General features: G+C 62.2%; 17 protein-coding genes, 2 pseudogenes and 1 riboswitch. Of the genes and pseudogenes, 10 read left to right on the top strand and 9 right to left on the bottom strand.

What is annotated here, in order from left to right:
• From HGO40_RS22025 to HGO40_RS22005, 5 genes and pseudogenes are all read left to right on the top strand, one after another.
• A pseudogene (locus HGO40_RS22025) lies at positions 1-137 on the top strand (C4-dicarboxylate ABC transporter); the annotation flags it as partial.
• Between the two features lie 65 nt (positions 138-202).
• Complete coding sequence (locus HGO40_RS22020) at positions 203-835, top strand: TRAP transporter small permease (RefSeq protein ID WP_250964731.1); 633 nt, start codon at positions 203-205, stop codon at positions 833-835.
• Complete coding sequence (gene dctM / locus HGO40_RS22015) at positions 832-2115, top strand: C4-dicarboxylate TRAP transporter large permease protein DctM (RefSeq protein WP_250964730.1); 1284 nt, start codon at positions 832-834, stop codon at positions 2113-2115. Before HGO40_RS22020 ends, dctM begins: the two co-directional genes overlap by 4 nt.
• A gap of 106 nt (positions 2116-2221) precedes the next feature.
• The gene (locus tag HGO40_RS22010; RefSeq protein ID WP_250964729.1) at positions 2222-3217 is read left to right on the top strand and encodes a TRAP transporter substrate-binding protein; all 996 of its coding nucleotides are present in this window, start codon (positions 2222-2224) and stop codon (positions 3215-3217) included.
• A 266-nt stretch (positions 3218-3483) separates the two neighbouring features.
• The gene (locus HGO40_RS22005; RefSeq protein WP_250964728.1) at positions 3484-5391 is read left to right on the top strand and encodes an alkaline phosphatase D family protein; all 1908 of its coding nucleotides are present in this window, start codon (positions 3484-3486) and stop codon (positions 5389-5391) included.
• Between the two features lie 186 nt (positions 5392-5577).
• Here the strand turns inward: HGO40_RS22005 and HGO40_RS22000 are convergent, their stop codons facing one another.
• The 6 genes from HGO40_RS22000 to HGO40_RS21975 all read right to left on the bottom strand — a co-directional run bounded on the left by HGO40_RS22000 (position 5578) and on the right by HGO40_RS21975 (position 15481).
• Complete coding sequence (locus HGO40_RS22000) at positions 5578-6078, bottom strand: methylated-DNA--[protein]-cysteine S-methyltransferase (RefSeq protein ID WP_250964727.1); 501 nt, start codon at positions 6076-6078, stop codon at positions 5578-5580.
• Between the two features lie 171 nt (positions 6079-6249).
• Entirely contained in the window at positions 6250-8982 is a 2733-nt protein-coding gene (locus tag HGO40_RS21995; RefSeq protein WP_250964726.1) for a winged helix-turn-helix domain-containing protein, read from the bottom strand.
• 353 nt (positions 8983-9335) lie between these two features.
• Entirely contained in the window at positions 9336-10700 is a 1365-nt protein-coding gene (locus HGO40_RS21990; protein WP_250964725.1) for a DUF1329 domain-containing protein, read from the bottom strand.
• 25 nt (positions 10701-10725) lie between these two features.
• Positions 10726-12582, bottom strand: a complete 1857-nt coding sequence (locus tag HGO40_RS21985; protein WP_250964724.1) for a DUF1302 domain-containing protein — start codon at positions 12580-12582, stop codon at positions 10726-10728.
• 331 nt (positions 12583-12913) lie between these two features.
• Entirely contained in the window at positions 12914-14596 is a 1683-nt protein-coding gene (locus HGO40_RS21980; protein ID WP_250964723.1) for a fatty acid--CoA ligase, read from the bottom strand.
• A 255-nt stretch (positions 14597-14851) separates the two neighbouring features.
• Positions 14852-15481, bottom strand: a complete 630-nt coding sequence (locus HGO40_RS21975) for a LysE family translocator (protein WP_207963216.1) — start codon at positions 15479-15481, stop codon at positions 14852-14854.
• 296 nt (positions 15482-15777) lie between these two features.
• Between HGO40_RS21975 and HGO40_RS21970 the strand changes: the two genes are divergently transcribed.
• The 3 genes from HGO40_RS21970 (at position 15778) to HGO40_RS21960 (ending at position 18623) form a co-directional block, all read left to right on the top strand.
• Positions 15778-16743 carry a 2-hydroxyacid dehydrogenase gene (locus HGO40_RS21970; RefSeq protein ID WP_250964722.1) on the top strand — a complete coding sequence of 322 codons (966 nt, stop codon included), beginning with the start codon at positions 15778-15780 and terminating at the stop codon, positions 16741-16743.
• Positions 16744-16776: 33 nt separating this feature from the next.
• Positions 16777-17775, top strand: a complete 999-nt coding sequence (locus HGO40_RS21965) for a methyltransferase (RefSeq protein ID WP_250964721.1) — start codon at positions 16777-16779, stop codon at positions 17773-17775.
• Positions 17776-17825: 50 nt separating this feature from the next.
• Positions 17826-17948: riboswitch (yybP-ykoY riboswitch) on the top strand.
• A 90-nt stretch (positions 17949-18038) separates the two neighbouring features.
• Positions 18039-18623 (top strand): TMEM165/GDT1 family protein, encoded by a 585-nt coding sequence (locus HGO40_RS21960; protein WP_250964720.1) that lies wholly within the window; start codon positions 18039-18041, stop codon positions 18621-18623.
• A 140-nt stretch (positions 18624-18763) separates the two neighbouring features.
• Here the strand turns inward: HGO40_RS21960 and HGO40_RS21955 are convergent, their stop codons facing one another.
• Positions 18764-19579: a M48 family metallopeptidase gene (locus HGO40_RS21955; RefSeq protein WP_250964719.1), complete on the bottom strand. Its 816-nt coding sequence runs from the start codon at positions 19577-19579 to the stop codon at positions 18764-18766.
• Positions 19580-19797: 218 nt separating this feature from the next.
• Between HGO40_RS21955 and HGO40_RS30940 the strand changes: the two are divergent.
• Both HGO40_RS30940 and HGO40_RS30935 read left to right on the top strand, forming a co-directional pair.
• Positions 19798-21078, top strand: a pseudogene (locus tag HGO40_RS30940) (methyl-accepting chemotaxis protein); the annotation flags it as partial.
• A gap of 15 nt (positions 21079-21093) precedes the next feature.
• Positions 21094-21936, top strand: a complete 843-nt coding sequence (locus tag HGO40_RS30935; RefSeq protein ID WP_411387464.1) for a methyl-accepting chemotaxis protein — start codon at positions 21094-21096, stop codon at positions 21934-21936.
• A gap of 344 nt (positions 21937-22280) precedes the next feature.
• Here HGO40_RS30935 and hisC read toward each other — a convergent pair whose 3' ends face one another.
• On the bottom strand, positions 22281-23333 hold the full coding sequence (gene hisC, locus HGO40_RS21945; RefSeq protein ID WP_250964717.1) for a histidinol-phosphate transaminase: 1053 nt from the start codon (positions 23331-23333) through the stop codon (positions 22281-22283).
• 1 nt (position 23334) lies between these two features.
• The gene (hisD, locus tag HGO40_RS21940) at positions 23335-24672 is read right to left on the bottom strand and encodes a histidinol dehydrogenase (RefSeq protein ID WP_092445446.1); all 1338 of its coding nucleotides are present in this window, start codon (positions 24670-24672) and stop codon (positions 23335-23337) included.
• Positions 24673-24720: the final 48 nt, after the last annotated feature.

Below are 24720 nucleotides of genomic sequence, written 5' to 3'. Positions count from 1 at the left end.
CCACCGAGATCATCACCCTGACGCCAGAAGAACGCGGCGCATGGCGCGACAAGATGAAACCGGTGTGGAAGAAGTTCGAAGGCGATATCGGCGCTGACCTGATCAAAGCCGCCGAAGCCTCCAACAAAGCCCAGTGATTGGTTGGCCGGTGCCGCCGCCCTGGCGGTGCCGGTCTGTCGTCCCCCCACAGGAGATGTCATCCATGAACGCCCTCCGGCGCACCTGGGAACACTTCGAGGAAGGTTTCATCGCTTTCCTTCTGGCCGCCATGACGATCGTCACGTTCGTCTACGTGGTACTCAATAATCTATACGCGGTTTTCTATAGCCTCGGCGACCATTGGCCCGCCGCCAGCGAGTCGATGTTCGCCATCGGCGACTCTGTCATGGGCATGGCCCAGGCGATGACCTGGAGTAGCTCGCTGACCAAGGCGCTGTTTGGCTGGCTGATTTTCTTCGGTCTTTCGTACGGTGTTCGCACCGCCGGGCACATCGGCGTCGATGCGCTGGTGAAGCTGGCGAGCAAACCGGTGCAGCGTTTTATCGGCGTCATCGCCTGCCTGTGCTGCCTCGCCTACGCCGGCCTGCTGGCGGTGGCGAGTTACGAATGGATCAACACCTTGATGATTGCCGAGATCGGTGCCGAGGACCTTGGTCATTTCGGCATCATGCAATGGCATATCGGGCTGATCGTGCCGGTGGGGTTCGCGCTGGTATTCATTCGTTTCGCGGAAATTCTCGTGCGCATCCTGATGAATCGCCAGACCGGCCTGGGCCTGGCCGATGAAGCGGCCGAAGCCATCAAATTGACCGAACACGAGGAAGACAAGCCATGACCATTGCCTTCCTGTTCATTGCACTGTTCGTACTGATGTTTATCGGCGTGCCCATTGCCATTTCGTTGGGACTGGCGGGATCGCTGACCATCATCTTCTTCAGCCCCGACTCGGTGCGCTCCCTGGCGATCAAGCTGTTCGAAACCTCCGAGCACTACACGTTGCTGGCGATTCCGTTCTTCCTGCTGGCCGGTGCGTTCATGACCACGGGCGGCGTGGCGCGACGGTTGATCGACTTTGCCAATGCCTGCGTCGGGCATATCCGCGGGGGCCTGGCGATTGCGGCAGTGCTGGCCTGCATGTTGTTTGCGGCGCTATCGGGTTCAAGCCCCGCGACGGTGGCAGCGGTGGGTTCCATTGCCATTGCCGGGATGGTCCGCTCGGGTTATCCACAGGCGTTTGGCGCTGGCATCGTGTGTAACGCCGGGACCCTGGGCATCCTGATTCCGCCGTCGATCGTGATGGTGGTGTATGCCGCGGCGACCGAAACCTCGGTGGGCAAGTTGTTCATGGCCGGCGTCATCCCGGGCTTGCTGTTGGGTTTGTTCCTGATGGTGGCGATCTACATCGTCGCCGTGAAGAAAAACCTGCCAGCCCTGCCCCGCGCCACGTTCCGCGAATGGTTGACCACCGCGCGCAAGGCGATCTGGGGCCTGTTGCTGATGTTCATCATCCTCGGCGGGATCTACTCCGGGATGTTCACCCCCACCGAAGCCGCGGCAGTGGCGGCGGTGTATTCGGCGTTCATCGCGTTGTTCGTCTACAAGGACCTCACCTTCCGCGAGACGCCCAAGGTGCTGCTGGAGTCGGCCAAGCTGAGCATCATGCTGATGTTCATCATCGCCAACGCCATGCTCTTCGCCCACGTGCTGACCACCGAACAACTGCCGCAGCAAATCACCGCCTGGGTGATCGATGCCGGGTTGACGCCGGTGACCTTCCTGTTGGTGGTGAACATCGTGCTGCTGATCGCCGGCGCGTTCATGGAGCCTTCGGCGATCATCCTGATCCTGGCGCCGATCCTGTTCCCCATCGCCATGAAACTGGGCATCGACCCGATCCACCTGGGCATCATCATGGTGGTGAACCTGGAGATTGGCTTGATCACGCCACCGGTGGGGCTGAACCTGTTCGTCACCTCGGCGGTGACCGGCATGTCCTTGCCTGCCACGATCCGTGCGGCGATGCCGTGGTTGATGATCCTGTTGGCGTTCCTGGTGCTGATTACCTATGTGCCGTGGATTTCCCTGGCGCTGCCAAATTGGTTGGGGATGAGTTAAATCCGGCAAACACTCTGTGGCGGGCAAAGGATGATTTTGCCTTGCCATGGAGGTATCGGGCCGATCTGTCGGCCCGATTCCTCCAGACAAAAAAAGGACCTCTTGAATGCTCAAACCTGTATGGAAAGCCCTCGCCTGCGCCCTGGCTTTCGGCGCATGGGGAACGGTCATGGCGACCGAGCCGATCGTCATCAAGTTCTCCCACGTGGTCGGCGAACAAACGCCCAAGGGCCAGGGTGCGTTGATGTTCAAGAAGCTGGCGGAGGAGCGGTTGCCGGGCAAAGTGAAGGTCGAGGTGTACCCCAACTCCACGCTGTACGGCGATGACAAGGAGATGGAAGCCTTGCTCCTGGGGGAAGTGCAGATCATTGCGCGGTCGCTGGCCAAGTTCGATCAGTACACGCGGACCGTGCAGTTGTTCGACTTGCCATTTCTATTCGATGACATCGCGGCAGTGGACCGTTTCCAGCAGAGCCCCGAGGGGCAGAAGCTGCTCAAGTCCATGGAAAGCAAGAACATCACCGGCCTGGCCTATTGGCACAACGGCATGAAGCAACTGTCGGCCAACAAGCCATTACGCACCCCGGAGGATGCCCGTGGCCTGACGTTCCGGATACAGACTTCCGCCGTGCTGGACGAACAATTCAAGGCGGTGGGCGCCAAAGCGCAGCCGATGATTTTCTCGGTGGTGTACCAGGGGTTGCGCACCGGTTTGGTCCACGGCACGGAAAACACCTATTCGAACTTCTACAACCAGAAACTCAATGAAGTGCAGAAATACGTCACCGAGTCCAACCACGGCATCCTCGACTACATGCTGATCACCACGTCGGACTTCTGGAACGGCCTGGCGCCGGACATTCGCAGCGAACTGGAGAAGATCGTCGTCGAATCCACGGCCTATGCCAACCAGGAAGCGGAACGATTCAACCAGCAGGACAAACAAAAAGTCCTGGACGCCAAGACCACCGAGATCATTGCCCTCACGCCCCAGGAACGCAGCGCCTGGCGCGACAAGATGAAACCGGTGTGGGCGAAGTTTGAAAAGGACATCGGGGCGGACTTGATCAAGGCGGCGCAGGCTTCCAACGTCGCTCAATAAGCGCGTGACAGGACTGTGGATAAATTGATGCCCTTGGCTCAACACTCTCTGTGGCGAGGGAGCTTGCTCCCGCTGGGCTGCGCAGCAGCCCCCAATGTTTGCCTGACACACCGAGGTGTCAGGTTTTGGGGGTGCTTCGCGCCCCAGCGGGAGCAAGCTCCCTCGCCACAAGGGCGCAATTCCTCCACTTCAATCCAACCCTCCCCAGTTGCAAAGCACATTGCGCTATGATCCCCGCCTCTCCCTGAATAGAGCTTTTTTCGCTAATGCTGTCGTCCACCCCAGACATCACCTCTACCCTCCCACCCGTCCTGGTCGGCGCGCTGTTACGGCGGCTGGAACCTGTGCGCCTGGTGATGTGGCTGGTGGGCACACGAGCGCTAGCGTTAACCCTGCGTATTGACGGGGTCGGCGACCTGACGCTGGATGCGTCGCGTTGCACCGTGGTGCCGGTGGGGCAACACGCTTTTGTGCACCTGATCGACGTGACGCTCGACACGCCCCTGCCCCAGGACGTAGCGATTGACTACGACCTGCTGGTAGAGGGCGCGCCCATCGCCGAATGGGCGCCGCACCTGTTGTATGACGGGGCACAGTGCCCGAACTTCATGTTGCATTCGCGCATCGAGCAATTGGTCCACGGCTCCTGCCGCAAACCCCACTACCCGGCCAACGACGGCCTGCTGTGTGTTGACCGATTGTTGGCGCAAGACCCGGCGCAACGCCCGGCGCTGCTGATGATGAGCGGCGACCAGGTGTATGCCGACGACGTCGCCGGGCCCATGCTGCGGGCGATTCATGGGCTGATCGAACGCCTGGGGCTGTTCGAGGAGCGCCTGGACGGTGCCGTGGTGGAAGACAGCGCCAAGCTCTACCAACACCCGGCCAGCTATTACCATCGGGCCGATTTGCTACCGGCCTTGGAAAGCAACGAAACCCTGCGCGAGCGCTTTTTTGGCGGGGCGCGCAAGCCGATCTTCACCAGCAGCAGCGCCGATAATCACCTGGTGACCTTCGCCGAGGTCATGGCGATGTACCTGCTGGTGTGGTCGCCGGTGCCCTGGACACTGATCACTGTCCAACCGCCCGAACTGACCGTCGAACGGCGCCAGCGCTACGACCTGGAACAGCAACGCATCGATGCGTTCAAGACCGGGCTGGACGGCGTGGCCCGGGTGTTTGCGCACTTGTCGTGCCTGATGATTTTCGATGACCACGACATCACCGACGACTGGAACCTGTCCGCGCAATGGGAAGAAACCGCCTACGGCCATCCGTTCTCCAAACGCATCATCGGCAACGCCTTGATCGCCTACATGCTCTGCCAGGGCTGGGGCAACAACCCGGATGCCTTTGCTGATGTGCTAGCGCAAACCCTGGCCCTGAGCGACACCGCCCGGGACCGCTACCTCGCCAGCGCGCCACAGGACCAACTGATCGACACCCTGCTGGGTTTCCAGCGCTGGCATTACGTGCTGCCAAGCACCCCGGCCCTGGTGGTGCTCGATACCCGTACCCGCCGCTGGCGCAGCGAGAACAACCTCAAGCAACCTTCCGGCCTGCTGGACTGGGAAGCCCTGAGCGAGTTGCAACAGGATCTGCTGGATCACCCCTCGGCAATCATCGTCTCGCCGGCACCGATCTTCGGCGTGAAGCTGATCGAGACCGTGCAGCGGGTGTTCAGTTGGTGCGGTTATCCGTTGTTGGTGGATGCGGAAAACTGGATGGCCCATCGCGGCGCCGCCCAGGTGATCCTGAACATTTTCCGACACTCGCGTACACCCGGTAACTACGTGGTGCTGTCAGGGGATGTGCATTATTCCTTCGTCTACGAGGTGCTGATCCCACACCGCAAGGGCGGCCCGCGCATTTGGCAGATCACCAGCAGCGGCATCAAGAATGAATTCCCACCGGTGCTGCTGGAATGGTTCGACCGCCTGAACCGCTGGCTCTACTCGCCGCGCTCGCCCCTGAACTGGTTCACCAAGCGCCGCAGCATGCGCATCGTCCCCCACACGCCGGAACACGCTGAAGCCGGAGAGCGGTTGTGGAACAGCGCAGGCATCGGCCAGGTGTTCTTCAACGAACAGGGCCAGCCCGCGCAGATCTACCAGCACAACGCCAACGGCCTGCCACCGACGCGTATGCGTCCTCCCAAATCGCCGTCAGCCTGAGACTCGTGAGAGCAAATGCAAAATTTACAGTCACCTCACATCAACTGTGGGAGCGAGCTTGCTCGCGATAGCGGTGGGTCAGTTGCCGGTGATGCAGGCTGTGCCGAGGTCATCGCGAGCAAGCTCGCTCCCACAGTGGGTTGGGTCTGATTATAAATTTTGCATCCCCCCAATCCCTGTATCAGGTCAGAACGGTAGTTGCAGGCTCTCCTGGCCTTCGAGGCTGAGCAGGAACTGTTTGGCTGCCAGGCCGCCAGCGAAGCCGGTAAGACTGCCGGAGCTGCCGATGACGCGGTGGCACGGGGCGATGATCGAGATAGGGTTGCGGCCATTGGCGGCGCCGACCGCCCGGACCGCTGTGGGTTGGCCGATCTGGAGGGCGATGTCGCGGTAGCTGCGGGTTTCACCAAAGGGGATGGTCAACAGGGCCTGCCAGACCCGGACCTGAAAGTCAGTGCCGGCAAAATCCAGTTCCAGCTCGAAACGGCGGCGTTGGCCGGCGAAGTATTCCAGCAACTGACGTTCGGTTTCCTTGAGGAGCGGATGCCGGGTGTCCTCTTCCAAAGGCCCCAGGCGTACCCGATTGAGCCGCTCGTTTTCCCACAGGATGGCCGCCAGCCTTGTCTCCCGGGCGACGAGGATCAGTTGGCCGACGGGGGATGGGATGGTTTTGTAGAGGGGCAACATCGAGGGATTCCTTGTCAAAGCCTTTGTGGCGAGGGAGCTTGCTCCCGGTGGGTTGCGAAGCGACCCTACACGTGGCACTGCGGTGTGTCAGATTATCAGTTGGGGCTGCTTCGCAGCCCAGCGGGAGCAAGCTCCCTCGCCACGGGGATCTCACCAGCCGCAATATCTTGCTCAGCCCAACAACCCCAACGCTTTCGCCCGCGCCACCGCCTGGGTGCGGCGCTCGACGCCGAGTTTGCTGTTGATGTGGCTGGCGTGGGTCTTGACGGTGTGCAGGGAGATAAACAATTGCTCGCTAATCTCCTGGTTCGAACAGCCTTGGGCAATCAACTGCAACACCGCCCGTTCGCGACTGCTCAGGGTTTCGACAGGTGCCGCAGGGTCGACCAGTTGGGCCACCGAGGGCAGGCGTTCGAGCAGATGTTCGCGCAAGGTGCTGGGCGGCGCGTTCAGCAGTTGTTCGCGCAGCCATTCACAGTGCTTGCCCAGCAACCACTCGAACGGCTGCAACACCCCACCGCTGGCGGCCTCGAAAGCCTGGGCCAGGGTGCGGCGGGCTTCGGGTTCGCGGCCGAGGCTCAACAGCAAGGCGACTTTCTGGTTGAGCGCCATCACGCTGAGCATCTGCCGGCCGGTTTGCTGGCCGTGCTCCAACAAGGCATTGAGCCGGCCTTCGGCGAGCATCGGGTGACCCCGGATGGATTCCAGCACCGCCTGTTGCAGTTCGACATGCAGCGGCAGTTGCGGATGGAATTCCGGAGGCGCGGCGGCCCGCTCACCCGTGTAGGTCTGGCCCAGGCGGGCCAGCCAGGCTTCGGCCAGGTCGGTACGGCCCTGGGCCAGCCAGAGTTCGCATTTGACCAGGGTAATCATCGCCAGGTAGTAGATCGGCGGAACATCCCAGATGTGCATCAGCCGCTCGGCTTCAGCCAGTTCGGCAAAAGCCCGGGCGAACTCGCCGCTGTAGCCTTCGATCCGCGCGACCACGCAATGACCGATCAGCACGCTGATGTCGCGGCAGGCGCGGGCTTCGGTGAGGCCCGCCTGCAACCGCGCCAGGCCGGCCTGGGGCTGCATGCGCAAAGTCAGCAGGAAACCTTCGTACATGATCAGTCGTGCCCGCACCGCATAAAGCCGCTGGGGCGACAGCTTGTGCAAACGTTGCAGGCCATGGTGCACTTCATCCAGTGCCCGCAAGATCTCTCCCCGCGCCTGCAGGACCCGGGCGCGATCGTAATGGGCCAAGGCCTCGAACAATGGATTGCCGACCCGCTGCGCCAGCTCCAGGGAATCGCGGTTCAGGTTACGCGCGCGCCACAGGTCCCCGTCGGCAATGGCCAGGTTCGACAAGGTGGACAGGCACATCAGCCGCTGGCCGTAACGTTTTTGCGGCAGGCTCTCCAGGGCTTCGCTGCAATAACGCACGGTGGCCTCGCGATCGCCACGACCCCGGGCGACGATGCCGCTCAGGGCCAGCCATTGGGCGAGCATGGATTTTTGTGCAGTGGCCGAAGGGGCCGGCAGGAAACGACTCAAGTGCGCGGCCAGCTCTTCGGCGGCATCCAGCTGGCAGGCCAAGCCCAGCGCCCAACTGTAGAGCACGATCAGCCGCGGCGTGCTGATGAGCAGGCTGTCGGGCAGGTCCATTTTCCAGCGCAGCAACATGCCGACGTTCTGCTCGGCCAGCAGTTGTTCCTCCGAGAGGTTCTGCACCAGGTTCGCCGCCACATCCAGATGGCCGGCCCGCAGGGCCTGTTCCACGGCTTCGTCGATCAGGCCCTGGGCGTTGAACCAGCGGCAGGCCCGCAGGTGCAGGGTCGCGGCCGGGACCATGGCCGGCGCGCTGGGACGACTGCGCAGCAGATCGGAAAACAGATGGTGGTAACGGTACCAATGGCCGTGCTCGTCCAAAGGCACCAGGAATACTTGGTGGGACGCCAGGTAGCGCAGGATCTCGGCGCTGTCATGGGCTTCGCGCACGGCGTCGCACAGCGCGCTGCAGAAGCGTTCCTGAGGGGCCGTGTCATACAGGAACGCCTGCACCTCGGCGGGCAGGCAATCGATGACTTCTTCGAGCAGGTAATCGCGAATCAACCCTTCGCCGCCATTCAAGGCCTGGGGCAGCAGGCCTTCGGTGCCGGCTTCAGACGCCGCCAGCAACCAGAACCGCAGACCCGCCACCCAACCTTCGCTGCGCTGGATGAGGTTTTCCAACGCCTCACCGCGCAACGAGCTGCTGTGATGCTGGAGCAGGGTCAAGGCTTCGTCATGGGTCAGGCGCAGGTCTTGTTCATTGAGTTCGAGCAATTGCCGCGACAGGCGCAGGCGCGCCAGGTGCCAGTCCGGACGCTGGCGGCTGGTGACAAGGACCAGCAGACCGTCGGGCAGGTGATTGAGGAAAAATTGCAGGCAGCGATCCAGCACCGGGCTTTGGGCCAGGTGGTAATCGTCCAGGACCAGCAACAAGGGATTGCGCGGCGACAAGTGCGTGGACAGTTCGTCCAGCAAGCCATCGAGCCATTCTTCGAAGGCAAAGGGCTGGTGGCGCTGGCGCATTTTCAGCAACCCCAGTGCCCGGCCACCCAGTTGCGGGAAAAAGGCCTGGAGCCCTTCGAGCAAACGTTCCAGGAAACGCCCGGGATCGTTGTCCCGGGCACTGAGTCCCAACCAGAGGCTTTGCCAATAGGCCGGCAGGCTCTGGCAGAACTCCACCGCCAGGGAGCTTTTACCAAACCCCGCCGGCGCACTGACCAACAACAACCTGCCCCCGAGCCCAGCGGCCAAACGCTGGCACAACCGCGGCCGCACGACGTGGCCGTCGGGCAAGGGCGGGCGGTAGAAACGCCCGTCCTGTACCGCGATGGCTGCGCGGGCAGAATCCGGAAGTGAAGACAAATCAGTCATGGCCGGCTCTTGTTGGAATGCGGGTCGCGGCGTTGCAGATGTCCGCAGACTAGCGGTAAACGAGGAGGTATTGAAGGGAGTGCTACAAATGGCTACAAAAAGACTACACGTTGATGGCCGTGAAAAATCCAGGCAGCCGCCGCTCTTGTGGCGAGGGAGCTTGCTCCCGCTGGGGTGCGCAGCAGCCCCAAGGCCGCCCCGTTTGATCTGATACCCCGAGTACTCCGCTTTGGGACTGCTGCGCAGTCCAGCGGGAGCAAGCTCCCTCGCCACAGGGGTTTTGTGTGGGTCAAAAAAAACGCCCCGAACCAGTCGGGGCGTTGTTTCGAGGATGCGGCCTCGGGTGGAGCGGTTTAGCGGATACCGTCCTGGCGCAATGCGTTCGGAGTGAAGTCGGCGGTGGTGGCGGTGAAGCCGAAGTCGTAGGCCGATTTCTCTTCGTGCTTCATGCCCAGCGCCAGGTAGCGGCCGGACTGCAGGTCGTAGAGGGTTTCCAGGGCGTACCACGGCACTTGCTTGTCGTAGTAGTTCTCGGCATGGGCCTCGGCCACGCGCCACAGTTGGCCACGACCGTCGTAGTGGTCGATCACCGCGGCTTGCCAGGTGTCTTCGTCGATGTAGAAGTCACGCTTGGCGTAGATGTGACGCTGGCCTTCCTTCAGGGTCGCGGTCACATGCCAGACACGACGCAGCTCGTAGCGAGTCAGGTCCTGGTTGATGTGGCCGGCCTTGATGATGTCGGCGTACTTGAGTTGTGGCGAATCGATCTTGTAGCTGTTGGCGGCGATGTACAGCTCTTTCTTGCCTTCCAGCTTCCAGTCGTAGCGATCCGGCGCGCCGTTGTACATGTCCAGGTTGTCGGAAGTACGCAGGCCGTCGGCTGCGGTACCCGGGCCGTCATAGGACACTTGCGGGGCACGGCGCACACGGCGCTGGCCAGCGTTGTAGACCCATGCCGAACGCGGTTCCTTCACTTGGTCGAGGGTTTCGTGCACCAGCAGCACGCCACCGGCCAGGCGCGCCGGCGCGGTCACTTGTTGCTTGAAGTAGAACAGGATGTTGCCTGGGTTGGCCGGATCGAAATCCTTCATCTTGTCGCGGAAGACGAACTGGTCGCGGAAGTACACCAGGCTGTAGGAGCCGTTGGGCTGCGGGGTGGCCTGGGTGACCAGGCGCGTCACGCTGCCGCCGCGATAGCGGGTGATGTGGTTCCAGATCACTTCCACGCCGCTCTGGGGAATCGGGAACGGCACGGCCGTCTCGAAGTTCTCCAGGCCGTTGCCGCCGGACACCAGCTTGGTGTTGACCGCATTCTTCTTGATGGAGGCGAACACCTCGTCCGGCACGGTGGCGCCGCGATGGGTCGGGTAGACCGGCATCTTGAAGGTTTCCGGGTAGCGCTTGAACATCGCGTACTGGCCCGGGGCGAGTTTGGCCTTGTACTGCTCGACGTTCTGCGCGGTGATGGTGAACAGCGGTTTCTCAGTCGGGAACGGGTCGGCAAGGAAGCCCTTGCTGTCCACGGCACCGGCGTTCTTGGCCATGGGCTTCCAGGCCGAGATCGAGCCATCGGCATTGCCGGCCATCTCGGCGCCCATCGGCGTCAGGCTCTTGCCCAGTTTGTCGGCCTCGGCCGCGGGTACCGCCGCCATGACGCTGGCGGCCAGCAGGGATAGCCCCAGAACACCGGCCTGCATCAGATTCTTTGTTATTTTCATAGTGTGTCGTCCTGAAATACGGTGCTTAGAAGGTCACGCCGACGCTGAGCGCCAGGAAGTCGCGATCGTCCACGGTGCTGAAGTCGCCACCAAAGAAGTTGGTGTAGGCCAGGCTGGCGTTGTAGGTGTTCTGGTACTCGGCATCCAGCCCGAGGCTGACGGCCTTGCGGCCTTCTTCGAAGTTGCCGCCAGGGCCTGGCGAGTAGCCCTTGACGTCATGGGACCAGGCCACGTTGGGCTTGAGGTTCACGCCGGCGAACACGTCCGGGTATTCCCAGATGGCGCGCGCGCGGTAGCCCCAGGAGGTGGAGGTGGTGAAGCCGTCGTTGTTGCAATTGCTGTTCACGTCGTTGATCGTCTGGCCGCCTCCCCCCGCAGTAGAGCCGTTGAGCGACTCACAGAAATCGTTGGGCAGTTTGCCCGGCCCGAACACCGGATCGCGACCATAACGCGCGTCGGATTTGCTTTCCAGGCCACCAACATGGGTCACCCCGATTTCACCGACCAGCGTCAGGCGGCTGGCGCCCATGACCTGATCCAGGAAGTGCGTGAATGTAGTCTGGAACTGAGTGACCTCTTTACGGCGATAGCCATGCAGGTCTTGGCCCGGCGTGCCCTGGAGCACCGATGCATCGCCAAAGCCGGGAAGCGGCGTCACGCCAGCGAAGAGAATGTCAGTGGTGCTCAGTTGTACCGGTGCATTCGGACGATAGCTGATCTCACCGCTCCACGCCGTGCCGGTAGGCAGTGTCGTGGAGAAACTCAGGCCATAGAGACGGATATCTTCTGGGTACTCAACAAAGTAATTGGAGTTACCTGCCACGATCAGAGGGCGCAGTGCCGCGATTGGCCCCGCGGTGTAGAACTGCTGCGCAGCCCCCTGGGCACTGAAAATCGGCGCACGGCTGTGGTAGTTCATGAAGTAGGCACCGAACTCGGTGTCCAGCGGTTCGAACATGTACTTCAACGACGCGCCCCACTGGCCGCTGTCGCGAGCATCGCGGTCCGGGCCTCGACGTACCAGCACGCCTTCTTCGTTGATATCGACACCCTGGCCTTCCAATATCGGAAGAATGACGCCCGGCAGCGGAACGGACGAACGTTTATTCAGCACCCGCAGATTGTCGGTACACCCATCCGCAATCACATCCGGCTGGGAGAAGAACGTGCCGCAGTTATCCACCACGGTCTGGTCCCACTCCAACTGGTAGAACGCCTCGGCCGACAGGTTGTCGGTCAGGCTCTGGGAGACGTAGAACATGTTCACCGGGATCAGGCCTTCCTTGACCTCGGCGCCAGGACGACGGAACGCGGACACGTCGACCGGGTTGATGGAGTTGATGCCGCCCTGGATGAAGGTACTTTCACCCCAGCTGACCACCTGCTTGCCCAGGCGGACCGAGCCCGGCTGATCGGCAATGGCGTAGTTGTGGTAGATGAATGCGTCGAGGATCTGCCCGCCGGAGGACTTGGCGCCTTCCTTGCGGTTGCTGTCGCTGATGTCCTTGTACAGGCGATGTTCGTCCTTGAGTTCGAAGTCGTACCAGTACTTGCCGCGCACGAATATGCCGGTATCGCCGTACTTCAGTTCCAGGTCATGGATGCCCTTGAAGATCTTCGAGAAGGTTTCCCCGCGCTTGAAATTCAGGTGGCCGTCATCGGAGGTCTGCGACAAACCCTTGCCGCCATTGTTGACGCCGATCAGGTCCTTGTTGGCGTTGGCCGTGGACCAGCTCGCGCCGACGGACAGGGACGAGTCGAACTGGCCTTCGATTTCACCGATGTTGAAACTGACGCCGAATGCAGGCCCGGCGAGCGAAGAGGCGAGACTGACCGCCAGAGGCAGTTTTGCCCGGCGCCAGAACGTGGTTGCTGAGGTCATCGACGCTACTCCATGTGCATTATTGTTATGGCAATGGACATTTCAAGAACACCTCGGCGGCAGGGAGCAGCAGCGTCCCGACATCCGTCGAAGTCGCATCGCCCTTTCGTGCGTGCGCCCCGTTCTTGAGAATCCGTGAGCGGACTATAGCCAGCAGGTAGTACGGCTTGATCCCTCTAAAGTGTGATTTGCAGCCCTCAACCACTCTGGAACAGTCCTTTCGCCAGGCCGACAGATGCCGGCACGGCAAGGATGGCTGAAATTTTCGGTTTGACAAGGCAAGCGCTTGCTTGGTGGGGCTGCCGTGCCCTTTCGGGCACGGCAAAAAGGCCTAAAGCGTGGACAGGAAGGTGCTGTTGTTGCTCTGCCATTCGGTGATGTCGACGCGGATGCGCTTCTTGTCGAGCTTGCCGACGCTGGTCTTGGGAATTTCCGTAACAAGGGCGATCTGGCTCGGGATCGCCCACTTGCTCAGGTGCCCCAGCTCGACGAACGGCTTGAGGTGGTCCTTGAGCTCGCGAGCCCCGATCTCATGCCCTTCGCGAATCACCAGCAAGGCAAACGGCCGCTCGCCCCACTGCGGATCGGGAATGCCGACCACTGCTACTTCGCGTACCGCCGCGTGACGGCTGATGAGGTCTTCCAGGTCCAGGGAGGAGATCCATTCGCCACCGGTCTTGATCACGTCCTTGATGCGGTCGCGGATGTCGATGAAGCCCATGTTGTCGAGCGTGGCGACATCACCGGTGTGCAGCCAGCCGCCGGCCCAGAGCTCGGCGCCCTTCTGCGGCTCGTTGAAATAGCCTTCGGTGAGCCACGGCGCACGCAGCACCAGTTCGCCCTGGGTCTCGCCGTCGGCCGGCAGGAAATTGCCCTCGGTGTCGACGATCGCCGCTTCCACCAGTGGCCCTGGCACCCCGGCCTTGATCCGGTAGGTGGTGCGTTCGTCTTCGCTGCCGGCCATCAGTTCCGCGTTGAGGTGGGCGCAGGACACCAGCGGGCCGGTTTCCGACATGCCGTAGGCCGCCGTGAGCTGGATGCCCCGGGCCTTGGCCGCTTCGTACAAGCTGCGGTTCAGGGCGCTGCCGCCGATGACGATTTTCCAGCCGCCGAAGTCGGTGTCCTGGGCGCCCTTGGCATTGAGGACCATTTGCAGGATGGTCGGCACGCAATGGGAAAAGGTGACTTTTTCCTTGCGCCACAACTGGACCAGGAATTCCGGGTCGTAGCGGCCCGGGTAGACCTGCTTGAGCCCGAGCATGGTCGCCACGTAGGGCAGGCCCCAGGCGTGGACATGGAACATCGGCGTGATGGGCATGTACACGTCGTTGGTGCCCAGCAGCCGCACGCTGTCGATGGAGCCCATGATGGTCGCCACGCCCATGGTGTGCAGCACCAGTTGCCGATGGGTGAAGTACACGCCCTTGGGATTGCCGGTGGTGCCGGTGGTATAGAACGTGGTGGCGACGGAGTTTTCGTCGAAATCCTGGAAATCGTAGGTGGGGTCGGCGGCGGCCAGCAATTGTTCGTACTCGCCCACCAGGTTCGGCAGGTCGGCGGTTTTTTCCGGCAGGTCGGTCAGCAGCAGGGTCTTGTCCACCGTGGTGAGGGGCCCGGCTATCGCCTGGTACAAGCCGACGAACTCGCTGTTGACCAGCACGAAGCGGTCCTCGGCGTGGTTCATGGTGTAGGCGATCTGCTCCGGTGACAGGCGCACGTTGATGGTGTGGATCACCGCGCCGATCATCGGGATCGCGAACATGCATTCCAGGTAGCGATGGCTGTCCCAGTCCATCACCGCCACGGTATCGCCGGCCTTGACCCCCGCCTCGGTCAACACGTTGGCCAGGCGCGCGACCCGCTCGATCAGCGTCGGATAGCTGTAGCGCAACTGGTCACGGTAGATGATCTCGCGGGTTTTCTCGTAACGCGTGCCGGACATCAGCAGCCGCTTGATCAGCAGCGGGTATTGATAGGCGCCTTCGGCGGGAGGAATAACGCGAGTCTGCAACATAAGAGTCCCTTTTCTGACTGCACGGTCTTGGCTGGAAGTAAGCACTCTAGAGCGCTTATACACGGATCAAATCAGCCAAAGGAATGATTTGATCAGCGCGCAGATACTAGCCTTGAGCCATGCCTGGGACTGTAGGAGCTGCCGAGTGCAACGAGGCTGCGATCTTTCCCCTGCCAATTGAATCCAGAGCGAAAGATCAAAAGATCAAAAGATCGCAGCCTTCGGCAGCTCCTACGCAAAGCAAGACGGGGTGGATCAGTGCGACTCGGTAAACGCCAGCTTCACGCCAATGGCGACGAGCACCGCGCCCATGGTCCGGTCGAACCAGTGGCCCATGCGCGCGAAACCGGCGCGTACCCGTTGCTGGCTGAACAGCAGCGCTACCAGGCAGAACCAGACGGCCGTCGCCACCGCCAGGTACACGCCATAACCGGCCTGGATCGCCAGCGGTGTATGCGGGTTGATCACCACGGTGAACAGCGACAGGAAAAACAGCGTCGCCTTGGGGTTCAGGCCATTGGTGACAAAACCGGAGATGAACGCGCCGCGGGCGGTACGCTCACCGATCTCCTGGTGCAGGTTTTCCTCGGCCGGCTTGGCCGGTTGCGCCCGCAGTGCCTTGAAACCGATGTACAGCAAGTACGCGGCGGCGGCCCACTTCAGCGCGTTGAACAGCACGATCGATTGCGACACGATCAGGCCGATGCCCAGCAACGAATAGCCCACATGCAGGAAAATCGCCGTGCCGACGCCCAGCGCCGTCCAGGTCCCGGCGCGCCGGCCATGGGTCACGCTTTCGCGCACCACCACGGCAAAATCCGGCCCGGGGCTGGCAACGGCCAGCAGGTGAATCAGGGCGACGGTGAGGAATTCGGCGAGGTACATGGTGGGGCTCCTTGGCTAACTCAAATCTCAAAACAAACATCATTGTGTGGCAAATGAATCTGTGGCGAGGGGATTTATCCCCGTTGGGCTGCGAAGCAGCCCCAAGAAGCTTCGGACATTTTTTGCCTGGCACATCCAGTGTTCAGGTTTCAGGGCTGCTTCGCAGCCCAACGGGGATAAATCCCCTCGCCACAAGGATCTTCATTAGCCCCAATATCGAGCTAGGCCAAAGCCACATTCCATCTGATAGGCTCGCCACATTACGCCTTCGGTTCTTGACATAAAAGGTACAGCTGATGACGAACACCGCTCGCGCCGTTTTCCTCGACCACCCTTCCCTGGACCTCGGCGACCTGGACCTGGGCCCGCTGCGCGGCTGCTTCAGCGAACTGCAACTGTTCGCCCGGACCACGCCAGACCAGGTGACCGAGCGGCTCATGGGCGCCACCGTGGCAATCACCAACAAAATCGTGATCGATGCCCAAGCGATGGCGGCCAGCCCGGACCTGAAGCTGATTTTGATCAGTGCCACCGGCACCAACAATGTCGACCTGGCGGCGGCCCGCAGCCACGGCATCACCGTGTGCAATTGCCAAGGCTACGGCACGCCATCGGTGGCCCAACACACGATCATGCTGTTGCTGAACCTGGCGACGCGCCTGGCCGATTATCAAAAGGCGGTGGGTGAAGGTCGCTGGCAGCAGGCTTCGCAGTTCTGCCTGCTGGACTATCCGATTGTCGAACTGGAAGGCAAGACCCTGGGCCTGCTCGGCCATGGCGAGTTGGGCAGCGCCGTCGGGCGGCTGGCCGAAGCCTTTGGCATGCGTGTGCTGCTGGGGCAGATCCCCGGCCGTCCGGCCCGCCCCGACCGCTTGCCGCTGGAGCAATTGCTGCCACACGTCGATGCCCTGACCCTGCACTGCCCGCTCAATGAGCACACCCGCCACTTCATCGGCGCCCGCGAACTGGCATTGCTCAAGCCCCGTGCGTTCGTGGTCAACACCGCCCGTGGCGGCCTGATCGACGAACAGGCGCTGGCCGAGGCCCTGCGCCGCGGTCACTTGGGTGGCGCGGCCACCGACGTGCTGAGCGTGGAGCCGCCGGTCCAAGGCAATCCGCTGCTGGCCGGCGATATTCCACGCTTGATCGTCACCCCCCACAACGCCTGGGGCAGCCGCGAGGCTCGGCAACGGATCGTCGGCCAAATGAGCGAAAACGCCCAAGGCTTTTTCAGCGGTACAGCGCGGCGTGTCGTCAGTTGATAAACTGCCGCACTTTTTTTCAAGGAGCAGACCATGGATCCGCGCAGTGAAGTACTGCTTCGTCAGGCCGAGTTATTCCAGGGTTCGGTGTTGTTGGCCGGCCTGCCCGCCGACGACCTGCTCGGCCGTTTGCCCGAGGCCCATGGCTGGTGCTGGCATGCCGGCGATCAGGCCGCGCTGGATGCTCGTTTCCCCGAGCGCAGCCACTTTGGCGTGAACGTCCCGGAGCATGGGTTCGACACCGCCGTGGTATTCCTGCCCAAGGCCAAGGACCTGACCGATTACATCCTCAATGCCGTGGCGGCGCGCCTGGCTGGTCGTGAGGTGTACCTGGTGGGGGAAAAACGCAGCGGCATCGAAGGGGCGTCCAAGCAGCTCAACCCGTTCGGCAAGCCGCGCAAGCTCGATAGCGCACGGCACTGCCAGCTGTGGCAGGTCACGGTCGCGAATGCGCCCGAGGCCAAGCCGCTGGAAAGCCTGGCCCAGACCTACGAACTGCCCCTGGCCGACGGCCCGCTGAAAGTCATCAGCCTGCCCGGGGTGTTCAGCCATGGCCGCCTGGATCGCGGCAGTGCGCTGCTGTTGGAACACTTGGATAAACTGCCTAGCGGCCATCTGCTGGACTTCGGCTGCGGTGCCGGGGTGATGGGGGCGGCGGTCAAGCGACGCTACCCGCACAATACCGTCACCCTGCTGGACGTGGACGCTTTCGCCGCCGCCAGCAGCCGCCTGACTTTGGCCGCCACTGGCCTGGAAGCCGACGTGCTGACCGGTGATGGCATTGACGCCGCGCCGATGGGTTTGAGCGCGATCCTGAGCAACCCACCGTTCCATGTGGGCGTGCACACCGATTACCACGCCACGGAGAACCTGCTGCGAAAAGCGGCCAAACATCTGAAAAACGGCGGCGAACTTCGCCTGGTGGCCAATAGTTTCCTCAAGTACCAACCCTTGATCGAAGAGCATCTGGGCGTCTGCGCGATCAAGGCCGAAGGCCAGGGTTTTCGCATCTACCGGGCCAAGCGTGGCTGAGGCGTTTTTACAAAACAGCACTTGCCCAATCGGATTTGCCTAGGCAGAATCCGCTCCGTCCTAGGGGAGTAGTCTCCCGCGAGCGCCATGCTCGCCCGGCATACGTCAACATACTTGGTCAGCAGACCATGGCGTATGCGGCCCAAGCGTCCACGCAGATGGTCGCTGGGTTTGACAAGACCTATGACACGCACACCTTACCCGGGGCGGGAAGGCTGTACGTGTCATAGCCGTGTCGACCCGCCCCTTTAGGAAATTCCCTGATGCTGGACTCACTCCTGGTACCCACGGCGATCGTTGCGCTGGCCGAAATCGGCGACAAGACGCAATTGCTCGCGCTCATCCTGGCGGCACGCTTTCGCAAACCCTGGCCGATCATCGCTGGCATCGTGGCCGCGACCCTGGCCAACCATGCGGCGGCCGGCGCGGTCGGCGCCTGGGTCAGCGGTTTTTTCTCCGACGCGGTCCTGCACTGGATACTGGCGGCCAGCTTCGCGGCCACGGCACTGTGGACCTTGGTCCCGGACAAACTGGACGATGAAGAAGCCAACACGGCCCGCAAGTTCGGACCGTTCCTGACCCCGCTGATTGCGTTTTTCCTGGCGGAAATCGGCGACAAGACCCAGATCGCCACGGTGATGCTCGCCGCGCAATACCCGGAGCTGTGGTTGGTGATCATCGGCACCACCGTGGGCATGTTGATTGCCAACGTGCCGGTGGTCCTGGCGGGCAATTTCGCCGCCGAGAAGCTGCCCCTGACCCTGATCCGCCGCCTGGCCGCCTCGGCGTTCTTCGTCCTGGCGATCGTGGCGGTGTACAAGGCGATGCAGAGCAGTGGGTGGGTTTGAGGCTGTTGTGGCGAGGGAGCTTGCTCCCGCTCGGGTGCGCAGCGACCGCAAGCTTTTGGGGCCGCTTCGCCCGTGGCGTCGGACCGGCCCAGCGGGAGCAAGCCCCCTCGCCACAAAAAAGTTTCACCACATGACGATGGTTACTTCTTGGCCTGCTGATACAGCGGCATCACCTTCGGAATCGCCGCCTGCAACGAAGCAATACGGCTGCTCGACGATGGGTGGGTGCTCATGAACTCCGGTGGCGCGCCTTCCGACGCCTTGGCCATCTTGTTCCACAAGGTGATCGCGGCGTTCGGGTTATAGCCGGCGCGGGCGGCCAGTTCGAGGCCGATCAGGTCGGCTTCGTTCTCGTTGCCACGGCTGTTGGGCAAGGTCATGCCGTAGTTGGCGACGGTGTCGGCCAACGCCAGGCTGTCCTGGCCGAGGCCGAACAAGGCACCGGCGCCCTGCTTGGCCATTTCGATGCCGTAGGCCTTGGACATCGCCTCGCGCCCGTGCTCGCGCAGGGCGTGGGCGATTTCATGGCCGATGATCGCGGCGATTTCATCGTCGGTGAGCTTCAGCTTATTGATCAAGCCGGTGTAGAAAATGATTTTCCCACCAGGGCCGCAGCTGGCGTTGAGCTCGTCGCTCTTGATCAGGTTCACTTCCCAGTTCCATTGCGCCGAATCCGGACGGAACACCGGCGCCTGGGCGATCAGTCGACTGGAGATGGCCTGGACGCGCTTGGCATCGCTGCTGGTCTTGTCCAAGACGCCCTGGGCACTCGCCTCGCCCATCGTCTTTTGATAGGACTGGGCATACATCTGGTTGACCTGGTCGGTCGACAGCATGCTGAACATGTACTGCTTGCGTTCCACACCCACGGCTCCGCCGCTGGTGGTATTGACCGACTGGCAACCGGCGAGCAGCAGCGCCGCGCTCAGAGCACTCACCATCAATGTCTTGTTCATGTAAAAGAAGCTCCCTGGAAACGTGGGCGTATCCTAGGCCTTGATTTGTATCGGCGCCAGATACACAACGAGGGGATTGCGGTTTTTTTGGACAGAACCACTGCGCCCATTTGCGACACCCACCTAGCCAAAACAGTCACCCGACGAACAGCGCCTCATGCCGCGCCACAGAAACGCCGATAAAGATCCCAGACGTCATTTCCGCGTCCGGAGTCTTTATGAAATTCAGATCGATCCAGTTTTCCGTGGCCGCCCTGGCCGGTGCCATCGTGCTCAGCGTGGGCGGCGCCCTTGTGTTGTACGCGCTGTTTGCCGGCGCCCGCACCCAGGAGATGGTGCAACAGCGAACCAAGGCGCAGTTCGAGCAACTCATCGAACAACGCCTCAGTGCCTTGGCACGTACCCAGGCCAGCCTGATCCAGCGGGAACTGGAAGCCCCGCTGTTGCTCGCCCGCGGCCTGGCCACCACGAATGCCTTGATGGGCATGAACGGCGCGGACGGCAACCCGCAACTGAAGGTGCCCCGGGAGCAGATGATCAGCCTGTTGCGCGAAACCGTCGTACGCAACCCGAAAATCCTCGGCGCCTACATCGCCTGGGAGCCGAATGCCATCGACCGCGACGACGCCAATTACGTGGACAGCCCGGTGCTGGGCATGGAAACCAACGGGCGTTTCCTGCCCTGGTGGTTTCGCAACCAGGACGGCTCCCTGGGCCTGGAAAAGCTCGCCGATGTGACCGATCAAAAACTGCTCTCCACCGGCATTCGCGCCAGTGAGTACTACCAGTGCTCCCAGGACAGCAAGAAAGCCTGCGTGATCGATCCGGCGCCCTACCGCGTCGGCAGCACGATGACCATGCTCGCTTCGTTCATCGAACCGATCATGATCGAGGGCAAGTTCCAGGGCATCGTCGGTGCCGACCTGTCGGTGAACTTCATCCAGGACATGCTCGTGGCCGCCGACGGCAAGCTGTACGACGGCGCCGGGGAAATGGCCTTGCTCTCAAGCAACAACCGGCTGGTGGCCTTCACCAAGGACCCGAGCAAACTCGGGGAAAAGGCCAGCGACCTGCTGGACGCCAATGAACTGGATAACCTGACCAAACTGGGCGTCGGCGAAGTGCGTTACGACATCGACGAAGCCCACGGGCATATCGAGGTGTACATGCCGTTCGGCATCGGCGAGACCAACGCCCGCTGGACACTGATGCTGCAACTGCCGCTGAACGCGGTCATGGCCGACCTGCAAGCCTTGCAGCAAGACCTCGACCATCGGCGCCAGACCGATATCTTCGGCATGGCGATGGTGGGCCTGGTGATTGCCGGGATCGGTCTGCTGGTGATCTGGCTGGTGGGCCACGGCATCGCCCGGCCACTCAAGCAGATGGTGGCGATGCTCGATGACATCGCCCAGGGCGAAGGCGACCTGACCCGTCGCCTGGTGAGCGACCGCGCCGACGAACTGGGCGCGATCGCCAGGGGCTTCAACACCTTCCTGAGCAAGTTGCAGGGCATGATCACCCAGGTGGTGACCTCGGTGCAGAGTGTCAGCGATTCATCGGAGCACACCGCCGATATCGCGATCCGCACCAACCAGGGCGTGCACAAGCAGATGACGGAGATCGATCAGGTCGCCACGGCCGTGCACGAAATGACCGCCACCGCCCAGGACGTGGCCCGCAACGCGACCCAGGCGGCCCAGGCTGCCAGTCATGCGGACCAGGCCGCCAGCCAGGGCATGCAGATCGTGCGGGACACTTCCACCTCCATTGGCGCCCTGGCCGTGGAAATCGGCAAGGCGGTGGGTGTGGTGCAGACCCTGGCCAAGGACAGCGAGAACATCAATGCGATCCTCACCGCCATCCGCGGGATCGCCGAGCAGACCAACCTGTTGGCCCTCAACGCAGCCATCGAAGCCGCCCGGGCCGGTGAACAGGGCCGTGGTTTCGCGGTGGTCGCCGATGAAGTGCGCAACCTGGCGCAGAAGACCCAGCAGGCGACTGAAGAAATCCAGGCAATGATCCAGCAACTGCAACAAGGCACCCGGGATGTGGTTCGGGTGATGGAAGACAGCCAGCATCGTACCGATGAAAGCGTGCAGCATGCGGCGAAAGCGGCCCAGGCCTTGGAAACGATTACCCAGGCGGTGTCGGTGATCAACGACATGAATACCCAGATCGCCAGCGCTGCCGAGGAACAGAGCGCCGTGGCCGACGACATCAACCGCAACGTGATCAACATCGGGCAAGTGGCGAACGAAGTGGCCAGCGGTGCCGACGAATCCAGCGCGGCCAGCGCCGGGCTGACCAAACTGGCAGAGCAGCAGCGGCGGCTGATCAACCAGTTCAGGGTCTGATCCAAAGGCCCCATCGCGAGCAAGCTCGCTCCCACAGGGGGATTTGCGGGGAATGCCGATCTTGCGTACACCACAAAACAACTGTGGGAGCGAGCTTGCTCGCGATGGCGTCAGTTCAGCCAACATTACAGTGACTGACACACCGCTTTCGCGAGCAAGCTCGCTCCCACAGGGGGATTTGCGGCGGTATGCAGATCTTGTGTACACCACAAAACGACTGTGGGAGCAAAGCTTGCTCGCGATGGCTTCGGGTCAGCCAACATTGAAGCGACTGACACACCGCCCTCGCGAGCAAGCTTTGCTCCCACAGACTCCACAGGATTCCACAGGCTCAATGCAGGGTTTCAGAGTTCGCCGAGTGCTTCGATCAGGGCCTGGTTCTGCTCCGGCGTGCCGATGCTGATCCGCAGGAATTGGGCAATCCGCTCCTGCTTGAAGTGCCGCACGATCACGCCCTGCTCCCGCAGTTTCGCCGCCAGCCCTGCCGCGTCGTGCCGGGGGTGGCGGGCGAAGATGAAGTTGGCCGCCGAGGGCAATACTTCGAAGCCCTTCGCTTCCAACTGATCCACCACCCACTCACGGTGTTCGATGACCAATCGGCAGGTCCGGTCGAAATGCTCGCGATCATCGAACGCCGCCGCGCCGCCGACATTCGCCAGGCGATCCAACGGGTAGGAGTTGAAGCTGTTCTTGATCCGCTCCAGCGCTTCGATCAGGTCCGGATGCCCCACCGCCAGGCCCACGCGCAGCCCCGCCAGCGAGCGGGACTTGGACAGGGTCTGGGTCACCAGCAGGTTCGGATAACGATCCACCAGGCTGATGGCCGTCTCGCCGCCGAAGTCGATATAGGCCTCGTCCACCACGACCACCGAATTCGGGCTGGCCTTGAGGATCCGCTCGACCGCCTCCAGCGCCAGCAGGCAGCCGGTCGGCGCGTTCGGGTTGGGGAAAATGATCCCGCCGTTGGGTTTGGCGTAGTCGGCCGGGTCGATCTGGAATTGCTCATCCAGCGACACCGCCTCGAACTGAATACCGTACAGGCCGCAATACACCGGATAGAAGCTGTAGCTGATGTCCGGGAACAACAGCGGCTGGTCGTGCTGCAACAGGCCGTGAAAAATGTGCGCCAGCACTTCATCCGAACCGTTACCCAGGAACACCTGGTTGCCCTGCACGCCGTAATAGCGGGCCACGGCGCCTTTCAGCAGGTCGCTGTTGGGATCCGGATACAGGCGCAGATTGTCGTTCAGCTCGGCCTGCATCGCCGCGAGGGCCTTGGGCGATGGGCCGTAGGGGTTCTCGTTGGTGTTGAGCTTGACCAATCGGGTCAGCTTCGGCTGTTCACCCGGCACGTAGGGCACCAGGTTCTTGACGAACGGGCTCCAGAATTTACTCATTTCAGTTCCCCTGCCGTTCAACGGATGGCTCGTCAAGAATGCGGTACTCGGCGCTGCGGGCGTGGGCGCTCAGCGATTCGCCACGGGCCAGCACCGAAGCGGTCTTGCCCAGTTCGGAGGCACCCTGCTCGGAGCAGAAGATGATCGACGAACGCTTCTGGAAGTCATACACCCCCAGAGGCGACGAGAAGCGCGCGGTGCCGGACGTCGGCAATACGTGGTTAGGGCCTGCGCAATAGTCACCCAGGGCCTCGCTGGTGTGGCGGCCCATGAAGATCGCACCGGCGTGGCGGATCTGCGGCAACCAGGCCTGCGGGTCGGCGACCGACAATTCCAGGTGTTCCGGCGCGATGCGGTTGGCGACTTCGATGGCCTGCGCCATGTCATCGACTTTGATCAGCGCCCCACGGCCATTGATCGACGTGTTGATGATCTCGGCGCGGTCCATGGTCGGCAACAGCTTGTCGATGCTCGCGGCCACCTTGTCGAGGAACTCGGCGTCCGGGCTGACCAGGATCGCCTGGGCGTCTTCGTCGTGCTCGGCCTGGGAAAACAGATCCATGGCGATCCAGTCCGGATCGGTCTGGCCGTCGCACACGACGAGGATTTCCGAAGGGCCGGCGATCATGTCGATGCCAACCTGGCCAAACACGTGGCGCTTGGCGGTGGCGACATAGATGTTGCCCGGGCCGACCACCTTGTCCACCCGCGGCACGCTTTCGGTGCCATAGGCCAGCGCCGCCACGGCCTGGGCACCGCCGATGGTGAACACCCGGTCCACGCCAGCGATGCAAGCGGCGGCCAGCACCAACTCGTTGATCTCACCCCGCGGGGTCGGGACGACCATGACCACTTCGGTCACGCCGGCGACCTTGGCCGGGATGGCGTTCATCAGCACCGAGGACGGATAGGACGCCTTGCCCCCCGGCACATACAGGCCGGCGCGGTCCAGCGGGGTGACCTTCTGGCCCAGCACCGTGCCATCGGCTTCGGTGTAGCTCCAGGAGTCCTGTTTCTGCCTTTCGTGATAGTCACGGACCCGGGACGCGGCCTTTTCCAAGGCTTCGCGCTGGGGCACGGTGATTCGGGTCAGGGCCAGTTCCAGGCGCTCGCGCGGCAGGATCAGGTCGGCCATGGACGCCACTTGCAGGCCGTCGAATTTCTGGGTGAATTCCACCAGGGCGGCATCGCCACGTTCGCGCACGGCCTTGATGATGTCCAGCACCCGCTGATTGACCGAGTCGTCAGACACGCTTTCCCAGCTCAGCAGATGATCCAGATGATGTGCGAAATCCGGGTCGGCAGCGTTGAGTCGGCGAATCGAAGTGGGAGCGGTCATAGCGAGGGCCTCATTAATGGCAAATGCTCAGGCGCCCTAAGCTACCAG

This window comes from Pseudomonas sp. CG7 (assembly GCF_023701885.1).
Classification (GTDB): Bacteria; Pseudomonadota; Gammaproteobacteria; order Pseudomonadales; family Pseudomonadaceae; genus Aquipseudomonas; species Aquipseudomonas zanjanensis.
The sequence above is the reverse complement of the archived record's forward strand: the minus strand, read 5'-3'. Positions and strand labels throughout refer to the sequence as shown.